Below are 17503 nucleotides of genomic sequence, written 5' to 3'. Positions count from 1 at the left end.
CTTAATCAAAGAGAACTAATATTCCAGCAGGGTTAAAAATTATCTGATTATAAAGTAAAACTGTTTCGAAATATACATGACTATATAACGAATACTAAATTGCAGGCTGGCTATGCTTCACAGCTTGAATACGAAAAAAATTAGATGATTAATGAGTTCAAAGTCAAAATATTAATAATTAAGAGAAATAATTAATTAGCGTAATAATCTTGCAATATTTTTTCAATTAATAATTGTATTGTTTAAATTAAAACAATCTTAGCAATACGTAAATAAATAATTTAAATGAAAATTATAATTATTTATTCAAATTAAAAAAAACAGATAAAACCACATAATAGTTTAAATAAGGTATTATAATGGCGTTAAATGTTAGAAATTATAAATTTCTCTATTATCAGCAAGCAGGACAGCATTCAGTTTCACTGCAAGATATAAAAAAAATTTAATTAGGAACCAACACACATGAACCTGACAAGACGCCAGTTTTTCAAGGTTACCGCAGCTGGTGCCGGCGCGACAGGATTAGCGGTAATGGGCATGGCACCGGCCACAGCCTTTGCCGAAGTCCGTCAATATAAACTTTTACGCGCAACCGAAACACGCAATAACTGTACTTATTGCTCCGTAGGCTGTGGTACGCTGTTGTACAGTCTGGGGGACGGAGCAAAAAACGCTAAAAAGAAAATATTTCATATAGAGGGCGATCCGGATCATCCAGTCAGCCGAGGTAGTCTTTGTCCTAAAGGCGCTTCCCTGATAGATTTTGTTAACAGTCCCAATCGGGTTTTGCATCCGCAAGTGCGTGAAGCAGGAACCAACGAATGGAAAGACATTAGCTGGGATGAAGCACTGGACCGCATCGCCCGCCTGATTAAAGACGAGCGTGATGCCAACCTGATTGCAAAAAATGCTGACGGCGTCACTGTAAACCGGCTAGAAACAATTGGTATGCTGTGTGCTTCAGCCAGCTCCAATGAAACCGGTATTCTGACCCAGAAATTCATGCGCTCGCTCGGGCTGGTAGGCACAGATTCTCAGGCACGTGTTTGTCATGGTCCTACTGTATCCGCACTGGCTGCTACATTTGGCCGCGGTGCGATGACCAATACTTGGACCGATATCCAGAATGCAGATTTTATTCTGGTAATGGGTGGCAATGCTGCCGAAGCGCATCCTGTTGGTTTCAAATGGGTAATCGAAGCTAAAAAACAAAAAGGCACCAAGCTTATCGTTTGTGACCCGCGTTTCAACCGTACCGCATCCGTAGCCGACCATTATCTGCCGATACGCTCCGGTACGGATATTGCTTTCTTGGGCGCAGTAATCAACTGGCTGATTAAGAATGATAAAGTGCAATGGGAATACGTTAAAAACTATACCAATGCTGCTTTTATTCTTGCTGATGATTATGGTTTTAACGAAGGACTATTTTCCGGTCATGCTGATTACACCAGTGCAGATGGACGTCCGACACCCGAAGCAGCGCCGAAAGGAGCCAAGGGCAGCGCTGTCTACAATAATGCCAGTTGGACTTATGAGCTGGACGAAAACGGCTTTGCCAAAACCGACCCAACCTTAGAAAACCCGCGTTGTGTGTGGCAGGTCATGAAACGCCATTATGCCCAATACACACCGGAAATGATGCACAAAATTACTGGCACACCAATAGAAGACTTTTTGCTGGTTTGTCAGGCTCTGGGTGCCACTTCAGCTAAAAATAAAGCCGGTACGATTTTATATGCATTAGGCTGGACGCAGCATACCTATGGTTCGCAGAATATCCGTACCATGGCCATGATTCAGCTCATTCTTGGCAATATCGGTATGCCCGGTGGCGGTGTGAATGCTTTGCGCGGCCACTCCAATATTCAGGGACTGTCAGACCTTGGCTTGCTTTCCACCAGCTTGCCGGGCTATCTTAGTCTGCCAAATGAAAAGAAAAATCCTACTTTTGAAGACTACCTGAGCGTACAGACACCGAAAGCAATGCGCCCGGGGCAGCTCAATTACTGGAGCAATACGCCCAAATTCATGGTCAGCCTGCTCAAATGGTTTTTCGGTGACAAAGCCACCAAAGAAAACAATTGGGGCTACGATTGGCTACCAAAGTGGGACAAAATGTACGATGTCCTCCAAATGGCGGAAATGATGTACCAGGGGCAGATGCATGGTCTGCTGGTGCAAGGGTTCAACGCCATGGGTTCTTTCCCAGATTCCAATCGTATCGTTGAAGCCTTCTCCCGCCTCAAATGGATGGTGGTGATGGATCCACTGAATACGGAAACAGCCACCTTCTGGGAAAATCACGGCGATGCGCATAATGTAGATTCCAGCTCCATTCTCACCACAGTATTCCGTCTGCCGGTACCGTGTTTTGCCGAAGAAAACGGCTCTATTGTTAATTCTTCACGCTGGTTGCAATGGCACTATGCCGGCGCAGAAGCACCGGAAGATGCTAGAGCTGATTTGGAGATTTTGGCCGAGTTACATCTGCGTATCAAAGCTTTGTATGAAAAAGAAGGCGGAAAAGTTCCCGAGCCGATTATCAATCTGAGCTGGCCGTACAAAGTAGCGCATTCGCCCACACCGGAAGAAATGGCACAGGAATCCAATGGCTGGGCGTTGGCCGATATCAAAGACGAACAAGGCAATATTATTGTGCCCAAAGGTGGGCAGCTAGATAGTTTTGCTCAATTACGCGATGATGGCAGCACCGCCTGTGCATGCTGGATTTTTGCCGGCTCATGGACCAAAAACGGAAACCAGATGGCTCGGCGAGACAATAGTAATGCCGGTTTGGGCAATACCCCCGGCTGGGCATGGGCGTGGCCGGCCAACCGCCGTATCCTGTATAACCGTGCGTCCTGCGATCCATCCGGCCAAGCGTGGGATCCCGAACGTAAACTGATTCACTGGGATGGCAGCAAATGGGTTGGTGCTGATGTGGCCGACTACAAAGCTGATCAGGCACCGGATACGGATATGAATCCGTTTATCATGAATGAAGAAGGTGTAGGCCGTCTGTTTTGTACTAAAAAATTGGTGGATGGTCCATTCCCGACATTCTACGAACCCACGGAATCGCCAGTAGGTAAAAATTTACTGTATCCGAAAGTTCTCAATACGCCCGCTGTACGCCTGTTTGACAGCGTAAAAGAACGCATCGGAAACAAAGACGAATTCCCATGTGTCGGTACCACCTATCGCCTTACTGAGCATTTCCAGTTTTGGACCAAGTCTGTGAAATTGCTGATGATTGCTCAGCCAGAACAGTTTGTGGAAATCAGCGAAGAGCTGGCAGCACAAAAGAAAATTGCCAAAGGTGATACCGTTAAAATCAGTACTAAACGCGGCTGGGTAGAAGCCAAAGCCGTGGTAACCAAACGTTTGCGCCCTCTGGACATCAACGGCCAGACCGTGCATCAGATTGGTATTCCCCTGCATGGTGGCTGGGTGAATGTTGGTGAGAAAAAACAATTTCTCATCAATACACTCACACCATTTGTCGGTGACTGCAACACTCAGACACCGGAATACAAAACCTTTTTGTGCAATATCGAAAAAGCGTGAGGGGAATAAATCATGGCTTTACAATCATTAGATATTAAACGGCGTTCGGCCACTAATCAGCTCACGCCGCTACCGCAGGCTCGTAAGCCCATAGAAATTGCCAAACTTATAGACGTTTCTACTTGCATCGGCTGCAAGGCTTGTCAGGCAGCTTGTTCCGAATGGAATGACATTCGCGACGAAATTGGTACTAATCATGGCGTTTACGATAATCCAATCGACCTAAGCGCTGATAGTTGGACCGTTATGCGCTTTTCAGAAACCGAAGAAAACGGCAAGCTGGAATGGTTAATTCGTAAAGATGGTTGCATGCATTGTGCCGATCCTGGCTGTCTGAAAGCCTGTCCTTCTCCAGGTGCCATCATTCAATATGAGAATGGTATTGTGGATTTTCATCAGGAAAACTGTATTGGCTGTGGCTACTGTATTTCCGGCTGTCCTTTCAATATCCCGCGTATCTCCAAAAAAGACAACCGTGCCTACAAATGTACATTGTGTTCCGACCGTGTGGCCGTGGGGCAGGAACCGGCTTGCGTGAAAACTTGTCCTACTGGTGCTATACATTTTGGTAGCAAGGAAGACATGAAGTTTTTGGCTAGTGAACGCATCAAGGATTTAAAACAGCGTGGCTTCGAAAAGGCCGGACTTTACGACCCGCAGGGAGTAGGCGGTACCCATGTAATGTATGTTTTGCATCATGCCGATAAACCCAGCCTGTATCACGGTCTGCCGGATAATCCGCATATCAGTACCACAGTTAAGCTATGGAAAAGTATGCTTAAACCAATAGCCGCCTTTGGTATTGCCGCCGCCGCTTTTGCTGGCTGGCTACATTACATTACCATTGGTCCCAATCGTCCTAATGATGATGAACAGGAAGTTCTGAATCGTGATGGTGAAATCCTCGAAGACAAAGGCGACGCATAATGACAAAAAAATTATTAATTCAGCGCTATAAAAAATCCGAGCGTTTTAACCACTGGGTTGTGGCCGGCTGTTTCGTACTGCTGGCCGTATCCGGTCTTGGCTTTTTCTATCCCTCTTTTTTCTGGCTCACTGAAGTATTTGGTTCTCCGCAGCTGGCGCGCATCTTGCACCCGTTTATCGGCGTCATTATGTTTTTAGGATTTTTTATCCAGTTTTTCCGCTATGTGAAACATAATTTTTTCGAGCGCGACGATATCAAATGGATGCTGGGTATCAAGCACATCCTGCTGGGTAAGGAAATCGGTGATACCGGTAAATACAACGCCGGACAGAAATGCATGTTTTGGCTGATGACAATCAGCATGGCGCTGCTGATTATAAGTGGTCTAATAGCATGGCGGCAGTTTTTCTCCGGCTATTTTCCTATTTGGGTGGTGCGGATTGCCTTGCTGGTGCATTCGGCTTCTGCCATTTTGTTGATAGTTGGTATCATTATCCATGTGTATGCGGCTCTGTGGATAAAAGGCACCATTCCAGCTATGGTTGAAGGTGTAGTGACGCAGGAATGGGCGAAAAAACATCATCCGCGCTGGTATCGTGAAATGATGGCCAAAAAAGCCGCCAAAGCGCAGCAAACATCTACGACGCAAAGTAGCGAATAAAACGCGTGCCTTTATGCAGCTAGCCTGTCTGGTGACATTATTAAGACAGGTAAATATTAATTCTCTAATCTGTCCTGAAGAATATTCAGGACAGCCTCTTAGCACTATTCCCTGCATGTAGGGACCTAAATCCCATGATACACACTCCCGCCGAAAGCCGTACTGTCTGGGTAGCTCAGGACGGAAAATGCAGCAGCATCTGTGACGATATCAGTGCCGAAATCCCTGTAGCACTGGTTTATAACGGTATATCCCACGTGGTACTGATGGCTACGCCGGATAACATTGCCGAGCTAGCTCTCGGATTCAGCTTTAGTGAAGGTATCATTGAAAGCAAGGAACAGATTTACGCCATTGAAATTAGCGAACAACAGCATGGTTTGGTAGCAGACATTGAGCTGGCCAGTGCAGCTTTTGCCCGCCTGAAAAACCGGCGCCGGCAAATGAGTGGACGTAGCGGCTGTGGCTTATGTGGTCTCGATAGCCTCGCAGCCGTACAGCCGGCAATTACCCCTATAATGCGTTCAGTGAATCTCGAATTTAGCAAAATAGGCGCTGCTTTGACCGATTTTAACCATCACCAACGCCTGCGCGCGCAAACTGGTTCCGTTCATGGTGTGGCGTGGGCTGATGGTGATGGCACAATTGTAACCGCGCGTGAAGACATTGGCCGACACAATGCTTTGGACAAACTAATTGGTTGGGGGTTGCAAGCAAAAGTGGATTGGAGGCAGGGTTTTGTGGTATTGTCCAGTCGCGCTAGTTTTGAAATGGTAATGAAATCAGCAATTACCGGTATCGGGTGTATCGTGGCTGTATCTGCGCCCACCACCTATGCCATTGATTTAGCTCACAAGGCTAATATCACGCTGGTGGGTTTTGCGCGTCATCATCGCCAAGTAATTTATACCCACCCTCAATTTTTTTCATCCTTAACGCATACATAAAACTAAAAATAATAGGGTATACTCTATTGTTTTTGTTTCGCTTGTAAGACTGAATAAGAACTATATTACCAATTACTGTAAGGACGACTATGTTATCGATTATTAAACGATATAGCCGTAATTTGGCCTGGCAAATTCTCTTTGCCCTGATTATGGGGGTAGCAGTGGGATTGTATCTGCATACCTTTTCAGATCCGTCTCACCCATACTACAAAACCTATCAATCTTGGGTAGTCAACGTATTACAGCCCATGGGCGATATTTTTATCCGCCTAATTAAAATGATTGTTTTGCCGATTATACTCAGTACCCTCACACTTGGTATTGCCGGACTGGGTAATTCCAAAAGTCTGGGTAGACTAGGTGGCAAAACCATTCTCTATTTCGAAATCATTACCACCATTGCCATTGGCGTGGGTCTGCTGTTTGGTAATTTGTTTCATCCAGGCAGTGGTATCGATATATCTAATCTGCAGCACAGCAACGTTACCCAGTATGTGCAGAAAAGTGAAGCGCTGGCTGAAAAGCCGCATGGCCTTGTTGTCATGATTCTGGATATGATTCCGCATAATATCTTTGATTCACTTAGCACCGGCGAAATCTTACCTGTAATCTTTTTCTGTGTATTCTTTGGTTTGGGATTGACCAAACTGCCGGATAATCAGCGTTTGTTTTTCTCTGATTTTCTGAAAGTCATTTCAGACGTGATGTTTAAAATCACCAATATGATTATGCGCTATGCGCCAATTGGTGTGTTTGGCCTCATGACAGTAACCATCAGCAAATTCGGTTTCGGCTCCCTGATACCGCTGATGAAGCTGATTCTGATTGTATATTTGGCTATGATTGTGTTTACGCTGGTGATACTGGGTGGTGTAGCCTATTTCTGCCGCTTTAATATTTTCACCATCATCAAAATTCTTAAAGATGAATTGATTGTGGCGTTCTCAACCTCCAGCTCTGAAACAGCGCTGCCTAAAATGATTGAGAAAATGGAAGCCTATGGTGCGCCGAAATCCATTACCAGCTTTGTTATCCCCACCGGCTATTCCTTTAACTTGGATGGTTCTACTCTGTATCAGAGTATTGCCGTAATTTTTCTGGCTCAGCTATACGGCATTTCGCTGTCTGTGACCGACCAGATTATGATTGTCATTACCCTGATGGTGGCCTCTAAAGGTATTGCAGGTGTACCGGGCGTATCCTTTCTGGTATTGTCTGCCACGCTGGCCACTACTTCCATACCATTGGAAGGTCTAGGCTTTATCCTTGGTATCGACCGTATTCTGGACATGGGTCGCACCGTTGTAAACGTAATCGGTAATGCACTGGCTTCATTGGTTATTTCGCGCTGGGAGCATGATTTCGATGATGAAAAAGCGCGTGCCTATGAAAAAACATTGGGTATCAAATAATTCAGTTTGAGGCACTAAAAAGGTTCAGAGACATCTGAACCTTTTTTTATGTACCACAGTGATTCAGACGAAACAGGTATATGCTGTACTGCAATATTTCTACTGGCGTTGTTTGGCCGATTAGATTCTAGACACAGCGGTAAAACCAGACAAAATACATGTTTTTAGTTAAACTTGGTTATTTTGACTCTTAATACTAGCTGTTTAACGTTAGCAATGGTTACGCAGCAATCCTTCACATAAACTAAGATACATGAAAACACAAGCAACACCGGAAGCCATACAGGCTCAGCCATTCTTTCATATCCCGTTTTGGCAGCAGCCCGCTGCTGATATTTTTAGCCAGCGTGCCTTGCGCCTAAACGAACTGGCCGCTGAAGACAGTAGCGATTGGCAGCCATATTTGCAGTTGCTGGCAGAGGTATGTACAGCTCAGCAAAGTTTACTAGAGCGTTATACAGAGGCAGACTGGGTATTGCCTGCCACTGTTGAGGAAGATTTACCACTCACACCGGCTTTGCTGAGTGAGAATCGTGGCTTAGCCGACCAGCTGTTTACTGATTTATATGCTTTGCTCCACGAGCAGTTGTCACCTACGGCGGTACAAGTATGGCAGGAAATATTGCATCTTAGCAGCGAGGAGCGCATCCGGTTGTGCCAGCAGGCAATCAGTCAGCAGCTAGGTCTAGCACAGCAGGATTATCAAATATGGTTGAATGCTGTTGTACAGATTATCTACACATTGGTGGCAAGAAGCTTAGCAGCAGACACAGTAAAACCATGCCCAGAACCTGGATTTTGTCCTTGCTGTGGTACCGATGCCGTTGGTGCTGTGATAATCGGCCATGGTGAACTTGAAGGTTTGCGCTATCTCTGTTGTGGCCTGTGCAATAGCCGCTGGCACAGTGTGCGCGCTCGCTGTAGCTTCTGTGATAATAGTCGGGATTTAGGTATACAGCGTATAGAGCAGACTACAGAAGGTGTTCTGGCTGCAACTGAAGCAGAATGTTGCCCCAGCTGTAATGCTTACCGTAAACGTTATCGTCTGGCTAAACAGCAGTATGCTGATCCAATAGCAGATGATCTGGCTTCTTTGATATTGGATATGCTTCTGAGTGATGAAGGCTGGCAACGTGGCGGAGCCAATCCATTTTTACTGATGGGAAAGATACCTAAACATTAAAATTAATGATAAGCTCTTTAATTATTTACCTTTATTGAAAATAATAGATTTAAACATTCAATTTGGACGATCAATTTCAATAAGACATTTATTAGCCGGAACCGTACGTGAACATTTATCTGTATATAGAAATTAGATTAAATGACCAAATTTGAGAAATTTTTTTTTATGACCATCGGGCCATTTATCATCATGCTGGGGATGTCTTGTTTAGTACATTCCATAGTTGATAAACAAAAATTTTATATTTCACTACAAAATAAAGCTAAATATCTATTGAGTCTGAATTGTAAGCTTAAGAAATGTGTCACTGAAGGACAAATAATATATAGTTATTCAGAATATTCAACAAATAATAATAGTAAATCTCTTAGGGCACCTATTTATCATTATCGTTATTACTTTGAAGTTAATGGTAAAACTTATAATAATGATAATCTACGGGTATTTAGCGAGGGCTATGCGCTCACTAGAGGCAGAATGCGATATATCCCTTCCAGTGAATGGGATTCGAATCAATATTCTACAGAAAAAATCATTTATGATCCTTATAATCCTAACATAAATTTACCTTTGGAGTATGCGAAAGTATTGCCGGATATACCTAATCCTTATGTTATATATGAAGATTTATTGTGTATTTTGCTTGGAATATATTTTACCGTAATTTGTTATAAGGATATAGGAATATTAAAACGATAGTGAAATTTAATCAGTGTTTTAATTGATTAAGTAACCATATTTTATTATTTTTTAAAGTATTTTAATAATATATAATCTGATATATTAGATCTTTATTTTATTGGATACATTAATACAAATATATATAGATGTACTATGTTTTCAGCAAACGATAAGAAGTATTTTTAATACTCTGCTATAAATGTAAAAATTGGACTAAAAGACTTTAAATTTTAGTAGTGCCAAATGCTAATTGTTTAGAAAGCTTTAATGCTTTTCATAACTTATGTATTGTTTGCTTTTAAAAAAGGGTCTGATAAATCTAAAGATAGAGAATTTATTTTTTTATCATTCATAGGTCAGGCAAGAATAAAATTTCAAGCTATAGAAATAAATGATTGAATTTTGTTAGGCTAAATTCAATTTCAATCTGAATATAATTCAATTGTTTCGAAATTAAATTAAAAGCCTGTATTTTCTACAGGCTTTTGAAGTTTTCAGTAGAGTAAATAATTTATATGGGATGTACTGTCAGCCATTGCCCTTGATGAATATCAGTTTGCGGTGGAATATCGATTAAAACTTGAGCATTTACGCAACTAGACAGCATATGTGAGCCTTGTTTATCCAGAATCTGAACTTCAGGGCCATTTTTGGTAAAGCATAGGGTACCACGTAGAAACTCTCGTCTTTTCTGATGATTTGGAGCGATGCTGAAGGCTGCTTTAGCCTGATAGCATGCGGGTAGGGATTGCTGAATAGGGCGGCCGGCGGCGGTTTGTAGTGCTGGCAGTCCCATTAGTTTGAAGGTAACGAAGCTGGCCACCGGATTGCCGGGCAGGAGCATGACACGGCATAGGTCGATTGTGCCCCATCCAAAAGGTTTACCGGGTTTTATTGCGAGTTTCCAGTGCTCGATGGTGCCCAGCTGCTGTAAAGCTGGTTTAACCAGATCGCGGTCGCCAACTGAGGCGCCTCCTGAAATAATAATACTGTCGCTGTCGGCTGCTGCGCGGGCGAGGGTATCGGTAATGATGTCGAGCTTATCCGGCAAAATGCCGCCATCAATAACCTCGATAAATGCATACTGGCGCAAACAGGCTAGCAGCATTGGCCGGTTGCTGTCGTATATCTGATGCTGCTCGAGCTTGTAATTGCCGCTTACCAGTTCATCGCCGGTGGTGAATACGCTGACGCGTAGTTTGCGGTACACTGGCAGTTCACAGGCACCTTGTGAAGCTGCTAGCCCGATGGCCTGAGGGGTAAGCAAAGCACCTTCCGGCAGTAAAACAGTGCCCTGCTTTAGTTCTTCGCCTTGACGGCGTATGTTTTCACCAGTATTAACTGTATGGGTGCTGGTAAGAATGTTTCCATTGACGCTGGTTTTTTCTTGCATGATAACGGCGTCAGTTTGAAGCGGAATGCCGGCGCCGGTGTAGATGCGCATAGCCTGTCCGTGTTGCAAGGTCTGTTGCCGGTTGTCTCCAGCCGCAGCTGTGCCAATAAGCTGCCATTCTGTGCAGTCCAGTCCGCACACGGCGTAGCCGTCCATGGCACTGTTGTCGAAAGCTGGCGCATCGGCCGTGGCGATGAGCGTCTGTGCCAAAATGCGACCGGCAGCCTGATTCAGTGTTACAGTCTCGCTATCTACTACGCGGACGGTCTGTTGTAGCAGGGTTTCCTGTCCCTGATAAAAATCCATCATGATGTTGTTACTCCGCAGCGTAGTCAGGTAAACATGGCGCTGCTGTTGTAGTTGGTAAAAGGGTGGCTGTTGGCAAAGGTAACGATAGCATGGCGGTATGGTTGAATAATTGAGCGCATGCTGTGTGAGCCGTTGCTGTGCAGTTGTTGTTGAATAGCTGCTAAATGATGCCGTCGCATCTGGCAGACAATGGGATGCAGATTGCTATTGTCTGCGGCACAAACGATATCCAGCTCTGTCTGTTGATACAGTGTCTGAAACAAGCCGTTAATAATCTCGGCGCTTAGAAAGGGCAGGTCGCAAGGTACTATCTGCACATATTCGATGTGTGATGGTAAGGTTTGCGCAGCGCTGACTATTCCGGCCAGTGGTCCCATTTGCTGATAGTCAGGTAGATCGGTACAGACGGGATATCCGTAGCGGCTCAACTTGTCGATATCGCGATTGGCACTAATGATGATGTGCTCGCTACAATGGTGCAGCTGTTGTAGAACAAGCGTGAGCAGAGGTTGTCCGTTAAGTGGCAGTAGGGCTTTGTTGGCTCCTCCAACACGAGTACCGAGTCCGCCGGCCAGTATAATCAGGCCAAGCTGTGCATTTATTGCCATGATTGCTTACGCTGTTGGTCGCTGTGTTTCATTTCTACCCAATGCTGTTTACCATTGGCAAAACATTCTTTTTTCCAAAATGGTGCTTCGGTTTTAAGATAATCCATGATGAAGTGATTGGCCTGATAAGCATGTTCGCGATGGCCACTGGCGGTAAGGACAAGTACGATCTGAGCGCCTACAGGCAAGTCGCCGATGCGATGAATCACGCAAACATAAGGTAATGTCCAGCGTTGTGCCGCCTGAGTGATGATATTGCTGATTTCATTCTCTGTAACTTCGGGCATGTGGGTGAGAAAAAGGTGGCTGAGAGGCTGCTGCGGATTGTCATTACCTCGGACTTTGCCAATGAAGCTGACAACAGCTCCGCAATCTGGTGCACTGGCTTCTGCCAGTGCCAGTTCGTGGCTGAGATTGAAATCTTCCGTCTGTATTAGAATCCTTGTCTGCATATCAGCCTCCGGTTACTGGTGGCAGCAGTGCGATACTGTCTCCGTCCTGTAGGCTGGTATTGCCATGCCGGATAACGTTATTGACGGCAATTTTGTAGACATTCCCCTCAGCCAGTACCTGTTGCCAAGGTTTGCCGCGCTGACGTAGGTGGGAGAGAAGGGTATTAGTGTCGGTAAAATTTAGAGGAAGCTGTTCTTGTGTCAGACCAAGCTCTTCGGCAAAGCGTGCCAGATAAATCACGGTAATCATGAAGCAAACATATAGCAATCAATAATGGTTTATTATGCCGTTTTTTTTCCTGCTGTGGCAGATGGCTGCTGTTGATGCAATTGTATTTATGCAGAAAAATAATATAAAATAGCTGTTTTTTCTCAAGTTTTCTAGAAATTTGCCTTTGCGGGAATAATATTCTGTATCAGGCACTTACTTTACTCATGCTGATTGACCGCTTCAACAGACGTATTGATTATCTGCGCATTTCGGTAACGGATAAATGCGATTTACGCTGTACTTATTGTATTCCGCAAGGATTTACAGAATTTGAAAAGCCAGCAAACTGGTTGTCGTTTGCGGAGATTGAGCGGGTGGCCGGAGCTTTTGCGCGCATGGGGGTGTCGCGGTTTCGGTTAACCGGCGGTGAGCCGTTGCTGCGAAAAAATTTGCCTGAACTGGTGGCGCGGCTGGCAGCATTGCCAGGGGTAGAGGATTTGTCTTTAACCACCAATGGTACGCAGCTAAAGAAATATGCTTCTGATTTGCGCCAGGCAGGGCTCAATCGGCTGAATGTTAGTCTTGATTCCTTGCGTCGAGAATGTGTGCAGGAGATATCCGGCAAGGATAGTTTTGATAAAGTAATAGACAGTTTGCAGGCGGCACGCGATGCCGGTTTTGAACGGATTAAAATCAATATGGTGCCGCTGCTCGGCGTTAATACTGCTGATATTGACGATATGGTGGCGTTCTGTATTGAAAACGGCTTTATTTTGCGCCTGATTGAGGTTATGCCAATGGGTATGAGCGGACGTAAACTGGAGTATTTCAATCTGCTCGAACTAATTGAAAATCTGCGGCCAAAATATCAATTGCATGAGAGCCAGCGTGTTTATGGTGGCGGGCCAGCTAAATATTGGGAAAGTGTTGATGGTCGTTTTACGCTAGGTTTAATTACACCGCGCTCGCAGCATTTCTGTGCTACCTGCAATCGGGTGCGGATGTCGGTTGATGGTACGTTGTATCTGTGTCTGGGTCAGGATCAAAGTATGGCTCTGAAGCCTTTGCTGGCTGCAAGCTGTAGCGATGAGCAATTAGAAGCAGCCATCCGGCATGCAGTGGATTTAAAACCGGAAAAGCATGAATTTAATGAGCAGCCGGATAAGATTGTGCGCATTATGGCCAAAACAGGTGGCTGATACTGAAGTTACGCCCTAAAAAAGCCCGCTGGTTTAGCGGGCTTTTTTGTGTCAATCAAAACAGAGTCAGTGTCCATGGAAGTAGATAGGTTTGCACCAATGTAAATATACCGGCAATCAGACAGAAAAACAGACTGTGACGCACAGTAAAGCGGAACAAGTCAGATTCCTTGCCCGCCAGTCCCACTGCAGCACAGGCAATGGCAATAGACTGCGGGGATATCATTTTGCCAGTTACCCCACCAACAGAATTGGCTGCTACAGCCAATACAGGATCCATGCCTACCTGCAAGGCTGTATTGGCCTGTAGTGCACCAAACAGGGCATTTGCAGAAGTGTCGGAGCCGGTTAGGAATACGCCTACCCAGCCGAGAAATGGTGAGAAAAATGGAAATGCTTTGCCAGTGTCAGCCAGTGCCAGAGCCAGTGTTGAGGATAGGCCTGAGTAGTTAACCACATAGGCAAAGGCCAATACCAGCCCGATAGAAAGCACCGGAAAACGCAGGTCATACAGAGTGCTTTTGAATGTATCAATGGCAAGACGTGGTTTAATTTTCAGGATAAGCACGGAAATGATGGCGGCCAGCAGAATGGAGGTACCAACAGCGCCAAGAATATTCAGCTTGAATTCAGCCGCTATCGGAGCGTTTTCAGCAACGATAGGAGCTGTTTTGATAACCAAATTATCCAGCATTGGCCAGTGAATCTTAATCTGACTGAATGAATTCAACCATGATTGCAGCGGTTTGATTGTCCATACGGCCACACACACAGTTAGGATAACAAACGGTGACCATGCCAGCATAATTTGTTTTTTACTATATTCTGTGGTTTTGCGCTCAGTGCTGGACTGCTGCATGCCGTTAAAGGTGAATATTTGTTTGGGCTGCCATTTTTGTAAAAACAGAGTCAGGCACACCATACTAACGAGTGCTGAAGTTACATCAGGTAATTCGGGACCAATGAAATTGGCGGTAATAAACTGTGTGCCGGCAAAGGATACGCCAGACACCAGCAGTGCCGGCCAAGTTTGGCGGATACCCCGCATGCCATCCATGATAAATATCAGATAAAACGGTATAACAACAGACATCATTGGCAGTTGGCGACCGGCCAGCTGGCCAATATGAAAGGGATCGATACCAGAAACCTGTCCACCGACCAGAATCGGAATACCCAGTGCCCCAAAAGCTACCGGAGCAGTATCTGCAATCAGGCATAAGCCAGCTGCAAACAAGGGTCTGAAACCCAACCCTACCAGCAATGCCGCACTAATAGCAACCGGTGCTCCGAATCCAGCCGCACCTTCTAGAAAAGAGCCGAAGCAAAAACCGATGAGCAGCAGTTGTAGACGCTGATCTTCGGTGATAGAGAGAATCGAAGCGCGGATGATGTCAAAATGGCCGGTTTTAACGGTCAGGTTATACAGAAATACGGCTGTAATGATAATCCACGCTATTGGCCACAGGCCATAGAAGAAACCATATAATGCGGAAGATAATGCAAGTACCGGCGGCATTTTATAGGCTGCTACGGCCACGATAATTGCCAGAACCAAGGTAATGGCTCCGGCGATATGGCCTTTCATGCGCAAGACAGTAAGTGCCACGAAGAAAAATATTATGGGTAACAGGGCAGCCAGTAGAGTCAGGTAGACACTGTTGCCTAATGCCGAGTAGTTTTGTACCCATGTTTGCATATGGTTTCTCCTCAATGTGTGAGTATGTTGGCTTAAAATTGATTGGTATATTCGGAATATTTGTGATTGGTGGTGATTTTTATGAATCAAATTAATGGTATTGCGGCCGTAATGCTGCTGTGACTGTTACTTTAAGAAATAAAAATGTTATCGTCAATGTTTGTGGTTTTATTTCAATAAATGTAATGATAAACGACTGACTAAATATGGCTGTTGCAGCTAACAAATGTTTATCTGCATGAGCTAAGTGTGTGATTGAGAGAGCCGGCTAGATTAGCTTGTGGCAGTAGCACAAGTATGTACGTACCTGAGTATTGGCTGACACTGTATCTGGTAGTAAACAGATAGACTCCGGTAAATCGTGGCAGATTGTACAGACTGTCTGTATACTCAATGTAACAAAATAGCGCATGAAGCCATATGGTTGAGGCTAAGCAAAGCTGTGTCTTGCTGAGAAAAGTATGTGATTAGTCGCAGCTTGAACAGCGAAAAAAAAATAGGCTTTTAAGGAGAAAAACCAACAGCCAGCAAAATTATTGTGCCTGTCACAAAGTTGTCATGTTGGTCTTTTACAATAAGTCAGGATAGCACCTGCTAATAGGGAGAAAACTGTGTCTGCTTCGTCTACGACCTCGTCGTCTGGGGCAATTATGTCTGTATCTGGGAAAACGGGTAAAGTAAGTATTGTTTTGTTTCTGCTGATATTGCTTAGCGGATTAGCTTATGCTGCGGTGTGTATCTATCATGATCTGCAGGGTATTCCCCGGTCTTCATTGCTGGTCTATGCCTTATTAACAGTTGCTTTGCTGATTGCACTGGCATTTGAGTTTGTGAATGGGTTTCATGATACGGCCAATGCTGTAGCTAGTGTAATTTACACACGCTCGCTCAGTCCTAATACTGCTGTAATCTGGTCTGGTGTGTTTAATTTTCTTGGGGTAATGTTATCTACCGGTGCTGTTGCTTATGGTGTGATTTCACTGCTGCCGGTTGAACTGATTCTTCATATGGGCAGTGGCGTCGGCTATGCGATGATATTTGCATTACTGTCCGCAGCAATTATCTGGAATTTAAGTACCTGGTGGCTGGGTTTGCCTGCATCCAGTTCGCATACGTTGATTGGTTCGATTATCGGTGTCGGAGTGGCCAATCAGCTAATGTCTGCACATCTGGGTACCAGTGGTGTGAGCTGGAAACAGGTGATCAATGTGGGCGAATCTCTGCTTTTTTCTCCGCTGATTGGTTTTGTGCTGGCTGGTCTGCTGCTGATTTTATCGAAAAAATTGCTGCGAATACCAGCTTTGTACCGTGCACCGGAAAATGACGCTCCGCCACCGTGGCCGATTCGCCTATTGCTGATTTTTACCTGTACCACGGTAAGTTTTGCACATGGTTCGAACGATGGTCAGAAAGGCATGGGACTAATTATGCTGATTCTGATTGGTACTGTCCCGATGGCCTATGCATTGAATCATGCTGTGCCCAGAGAAGAATGGGTGAAGTTTTCGGCTAATTCGCTGGCTGCCCAGCAAACTATACAAGGATTGCTGCCAGCGGGCTTGGTACTGCCGCAAAATGCAGATGCACGTGCTGAGGTCACTGCTTTGGTAGAAGACAAGCAGGGTACGCCGCAGCAGCTGGCAGCGCTCGCGCAGCTGGTGCATATTGTGGCGCATGATGTCAGTAAAAGCGACAGCCTGCGCAATCTGCCGCCGGAGCAGGTAGGCAATATTCGCAATGATATGTATCTGGTGTCAGAATCGCTAACCTTGCTGCAAAAAAATAGCTTGCATCGCCAATATAATCTTAATTCGGCACAAATAGCGAGTTTGAAGGCTTATCATACGTCTATAGACCATGCTACCAAGTATATACCGGTGTGGGTGAAGGTACTGGTGGCACTGGCGCTGGGACTAGGTACACTGGTGGGTTGGAAGAGAATTGTGGTAACAGTGGGCGAAAAAATCGGTAAAACCCATTTATCGTATGCACAGGGTGCTTCTGCCGAGCTGGTGACTGCTTCGCTGATTTTTGCTGCCGACCGTTTTGGCTTACCGGTCAGCACCACACATGTACTGACTTCGGGTATTGCCGGTACCATGGCTGCCAATAAAAGTGGATTGCAAAAGTCTACCATCCGTAATCTGGTTATGGCGTGGGTATTGACCCTCCCCGTTTCCATACTGCTGGCCGGTGTATTATTTTGGTTTTTCCGTACGATTTTTTAGCATATCGGGCAAG

Annotated in this window: 14 protein-coding genes; 9 read left to right on the top strand and 5 right to left on the bottom strand. The window is 45.1% G+C overall.

Annotated features, from left to right (window positions below; all coding sequences use genetic code 11):
- Window positions 1-465 precede the first annotated feature (465 nt).
- The 7 genes from fdnG (at window position 466) to J3U64_RS02850 (ending at window position 9409) form a co-directional block, all read left to right on the top strand.
- Entirely contained in the window at window positions 466-3573 is a 3108-nt protein-coding gene (gene fdnG / locus J3U64_RS02880) for a formate dehydrogenase-N subunit alpha (RefSeq protein ID WP_267408214.1), read from the top strand.
- A 12-nt stretch (window positions 3574-3585) separates the two neighbouring features.
- Entirely contained in the window at window positions 3586-4500 is a 915-nt protein-coding gene (gene fdxH, locus J3U64_RS02875; protein WP_267408213.1) for a formate dehydrogenase subunit beta, read from the top strand.
- Window positions 4500-5162 (top strand): formate dehydrogenase subunit gamma, encoded by a 663-nt coding sequence (locus J3U64_RS02870; RefSeq protein WP_267408212.1) that lies wholly within the window; start codon window positions 4500-4502, stop codon window positions 5160-5162. Before fdxH ends, J3U64_RS02870 begins: the two co-directional genes overlap by 1 nt.
- Window positions 5163-5296: 134 nt before the next feature.
- Window positions 5297-6109, top strand: coding sequence for a formate dehydrogenase accessory sulfurtransferase FdhD (gene fdhD / locus J3U64_RS02865; protein WP_267408211.1), 813 nt, complete (start codon window positions 5297-5299; stop codon window positions 6107-6109).
- An 89-nt stretch (window positions 6110-6198) separates the two neighbouring features.
- On the top strand, window positions 6199-7524 hold the full coding sequence (locus tag J3U64_RS02860) for a cation:dicarboxylate symporter family transporter (protein ID WP_100139801.1): 1326 nt from the start codon (window positions 6199-6201) through the stop codon (window positions 7522-7524).
- A 253-nt stretch (window positions 7525-7777) separates the two neighbouring features.
- Window positions 7778-8707 carry a formate dehydrogenase accessory protein FdhE gene (locus tag J3U64_RS02855; protein WP_267408210.1) on the top strand — a complete coding sequence of 310 codons (930 nt, stop codon included), beginning with the start codon at window positions 7778-7780 and terminating at the stop codon, window positions 8705-8707.
- A gap of 141 nt (window positions 8708-8848) precedes the next feature.
- The gene (locus tag J3U64_RS02850) at window positions 8849-9409 is read left to right on the top strand and encodes a hypothetical protein (RefSeq protein ID WP_267404555.1); all 561 of its coding nucleotides are present in this window, start codon (window positions 8849-8851) and stop codon (window positions 9407-9409) included.
- A gap of 493 nt (window positions 9410-9902) precedes the next feature.
- On the opposite strand, the gene glp is transcribed toward J3U64_RS02850, so the two are convergent.
- Genes glp through J3U64_RS02830 form a run of 4 tightly spaced genes read right to left on the bottom strand, consistent with a single transcriptional unit; the run spans window position 9903 to window position 12403 of the window.
- Window positions 9903-11093, bottom strand: coding sequence for a gephyrin-like molybdotransferase Glp (gene glp, locus J3U64_RS02845; protein ID WP_267408209.1), 1191 nt, complete (start codon window positions 11091-11093; stop codon window positions 9903-9905).
- A 23-nt stretch (window positions 11094-11116) separates the two neighbouring features.
- The gene (gene mobA / locus J3U64_RS02840) at window positions 11117-11701 is read right to left on the bottom strand and encodes a molybdenum cofactor guanylyltransferase (RefSeq protein WP_267408208.1); all 585 of its coding nucleotides are present in this window, start codon (window positions 11699-11701) and stop codon (window positions 11117-11119) included.
- Window positions 11692-12153: a molybdenum cofactor biosynthesis protein MoaE gene (locus J3U64_RS02835; protein ID WP_100156326.1), complete on the bottom strand. Its 462-nt coding sequence runs from the start codon at window positions 12151-12153 to the stop codon at window positions 11692-11694. Before J3U64_RS02835 ends, mobA begins: the two co-directional genes overlap by 10 nt.
- Window position 12154: 1 nt before the next feature.
- Window positions 12155-12403 carry a MoaD/ThiS family protein gene (locus tag J3U64_RS02830; RefSeq protein WP_267391244.1) on the bottom strand — a complete coding sequence of 83 codons (249 nt, stop codon included), beginning with the start codon at window positions 12401-12403 and terminating at the stop codon, window positions 12155-12157.
- A 185-nt stretch (window positions 12404-12588) separates the two neighbouring features.
- On the opposite strand from J3U64_RS02830, the gene moaA reads away from it, so the two are divergent.
- Window positions 12589-13563 carry a GTP 3',8-cyclase MoaA gene (gene moaA, locus J3U64_RS02825; RefSeq protein ID WP_267408207.1) on the top strand — a complete coding sequence of 325 codons (975 nt, stop codon included), beginning with the start codon at window positions 12589-12591 and terminating at the stop codon, window positions 13561-13563.
- A gap of 55 nt (window positions 13564-13618) precedes the next feature.
- On the opposite strand, the gene J3U64_RS02820 is transcribed toward moaA, so the two are convergent.
- Window positions 13619-15262, bottom strand: a complete 1644-nt coding sequence (locus tag J3U64_RS02820) for a lactate permease LctP family transporter (RefSeq protein WP_267408206.1) — start codon at window positions 15260-15262, stop codon at window positions 13619-13621.
- Between the two features lie 650 nt (window positions 15263-15912).
- Here J3U64_RS02820 and J3U64_RS02815 point away from each other — a divergent pair.
- A complete protein-coding gene (locus tag J3U64_RS02815; RefSeq protein ID WP_100152292.1) occupies window positions 15913-17490 on the top strand; it encodes an inorganic phosphate transporter in 1578 nt (525 codons plus the stop codon).
- The last annotated feature ends 13 nt before the right edge of the window (window positions 17491-17503 follow it).

Origin of the sequence: Snodgrassella sp. B3800 (assembly GCF_026535865.1) — a bacterium.
In the GTDB taxonomy this organism is placed as follows: domain Bacteria; phylum Pseudomonadota; class Gammaproteobacteria; order Burkholderiales; family Neisseriaceae; genus Snodgrassella; species Snodgrassella alvi_E.
The sequence above is the reverse complement of the archived record's forward strand: the minus strand, read 5'-3'. Positions and strand labels throughout refer to the sequence as shown.

Excerpts from the sequence above, each read along its gene's own strand:
- fdnG (WP_267408214.1), top strand. The coding sequence starts at position 466 with ATGAACCTGACAAGACGCCAGTTTTTCAAGGTTACCGCAGCTGGTGCC.
- fdxH (WP_267408213.1), top strand. The coding sequence starts at position 3,586 with ATGGCTTTACAATCATTAGATATTAAACGGCGTTCGGCCACTAATCAG.
- J3U64_RS02870 (WP_267408212.1), top strand. The coding sequence starts at position 4,500 with ATGACAAAAAAATTATTAATTCAGCGCTATAAAAAATCCGAGCGTTTT.
- fdhD (WP_267408211.1), top strand. The coding sequence starts at position 5,297 with ATGATACACACTCCCGCCGAAAGCCGTACTGTCTGGGTAGCTCAGGAC.
- J3U64_RS02860 (WP_100139801.1), top strand. The coding sequence starts at position 6,199 with ATGTTATCGATTATTAAACGATATAGCCGTAATTTGGCCTGGCAAATT.
- J3U64_RS02855 (WP_267408210.1), top strand. The coding sequence starts at position 7,778 with ATGAAAACACAAGCAACACCGGAAGCCATACAGGCTCAGCCATTCTTT.
- J3U64_RS02850 (WP_267404555.1), top strand. The coding sequence starts at position 8,849 with ATGACCAAATTTGAGAAATTTTTTTTTATGACCATCGGGCCATTTATC.
- glp (WP_267408209.1), bottom strand. The coding sequence starts at position 11,093 with ATGATGGATTTTTATCAGGGACAGGAAACCCTGCTACAACAGACCGTC.
- mobA (WP_267408208.1), bottom strand. The coding sequence starts at position 11,701 with ATGGCAATAAATGCACAGCTTGGCCTGATTATACTGGCCGGCGGACTC.
- J3U64_RS02835 (WP_100156326.1), bottom strand. The coding sequence starts at position 12,153 with ATGCAGACAAGGATTCTAATACAGACGGAAGATTTCAATCTCAGCCAC.
- J3U64_RS02830 (WP_267391244.1), bottom strand. The coding sequence starts at position 12,403 with ATGATTACCGTGATTTATCTGGCACGCTTTGCCGAAGAGCTTGGTCTG.
- moaA (WP_267408207.1), top strand. The coding sequence starts at position 12,589 with ATGCTGATTGACCGCTTCAACAGACGTATTGATTATCTGCGCATTTCG.
- J3U64_RS02820 (WP_267408206.1), bottom strand. The coding sequence starts at position 15,262 with ATGCAAACATGGGTACAAAACTACTCGGCATTAGGCAACAGTGTCTAC.
- J3U64_RS02815 (WP_100152292.1), top strand. The coding sequence starts at position 15,913 with ATGTCTGTATCTGGGAAAACGGGTAAAGTAAGTATTGTTTTGTTTCTG.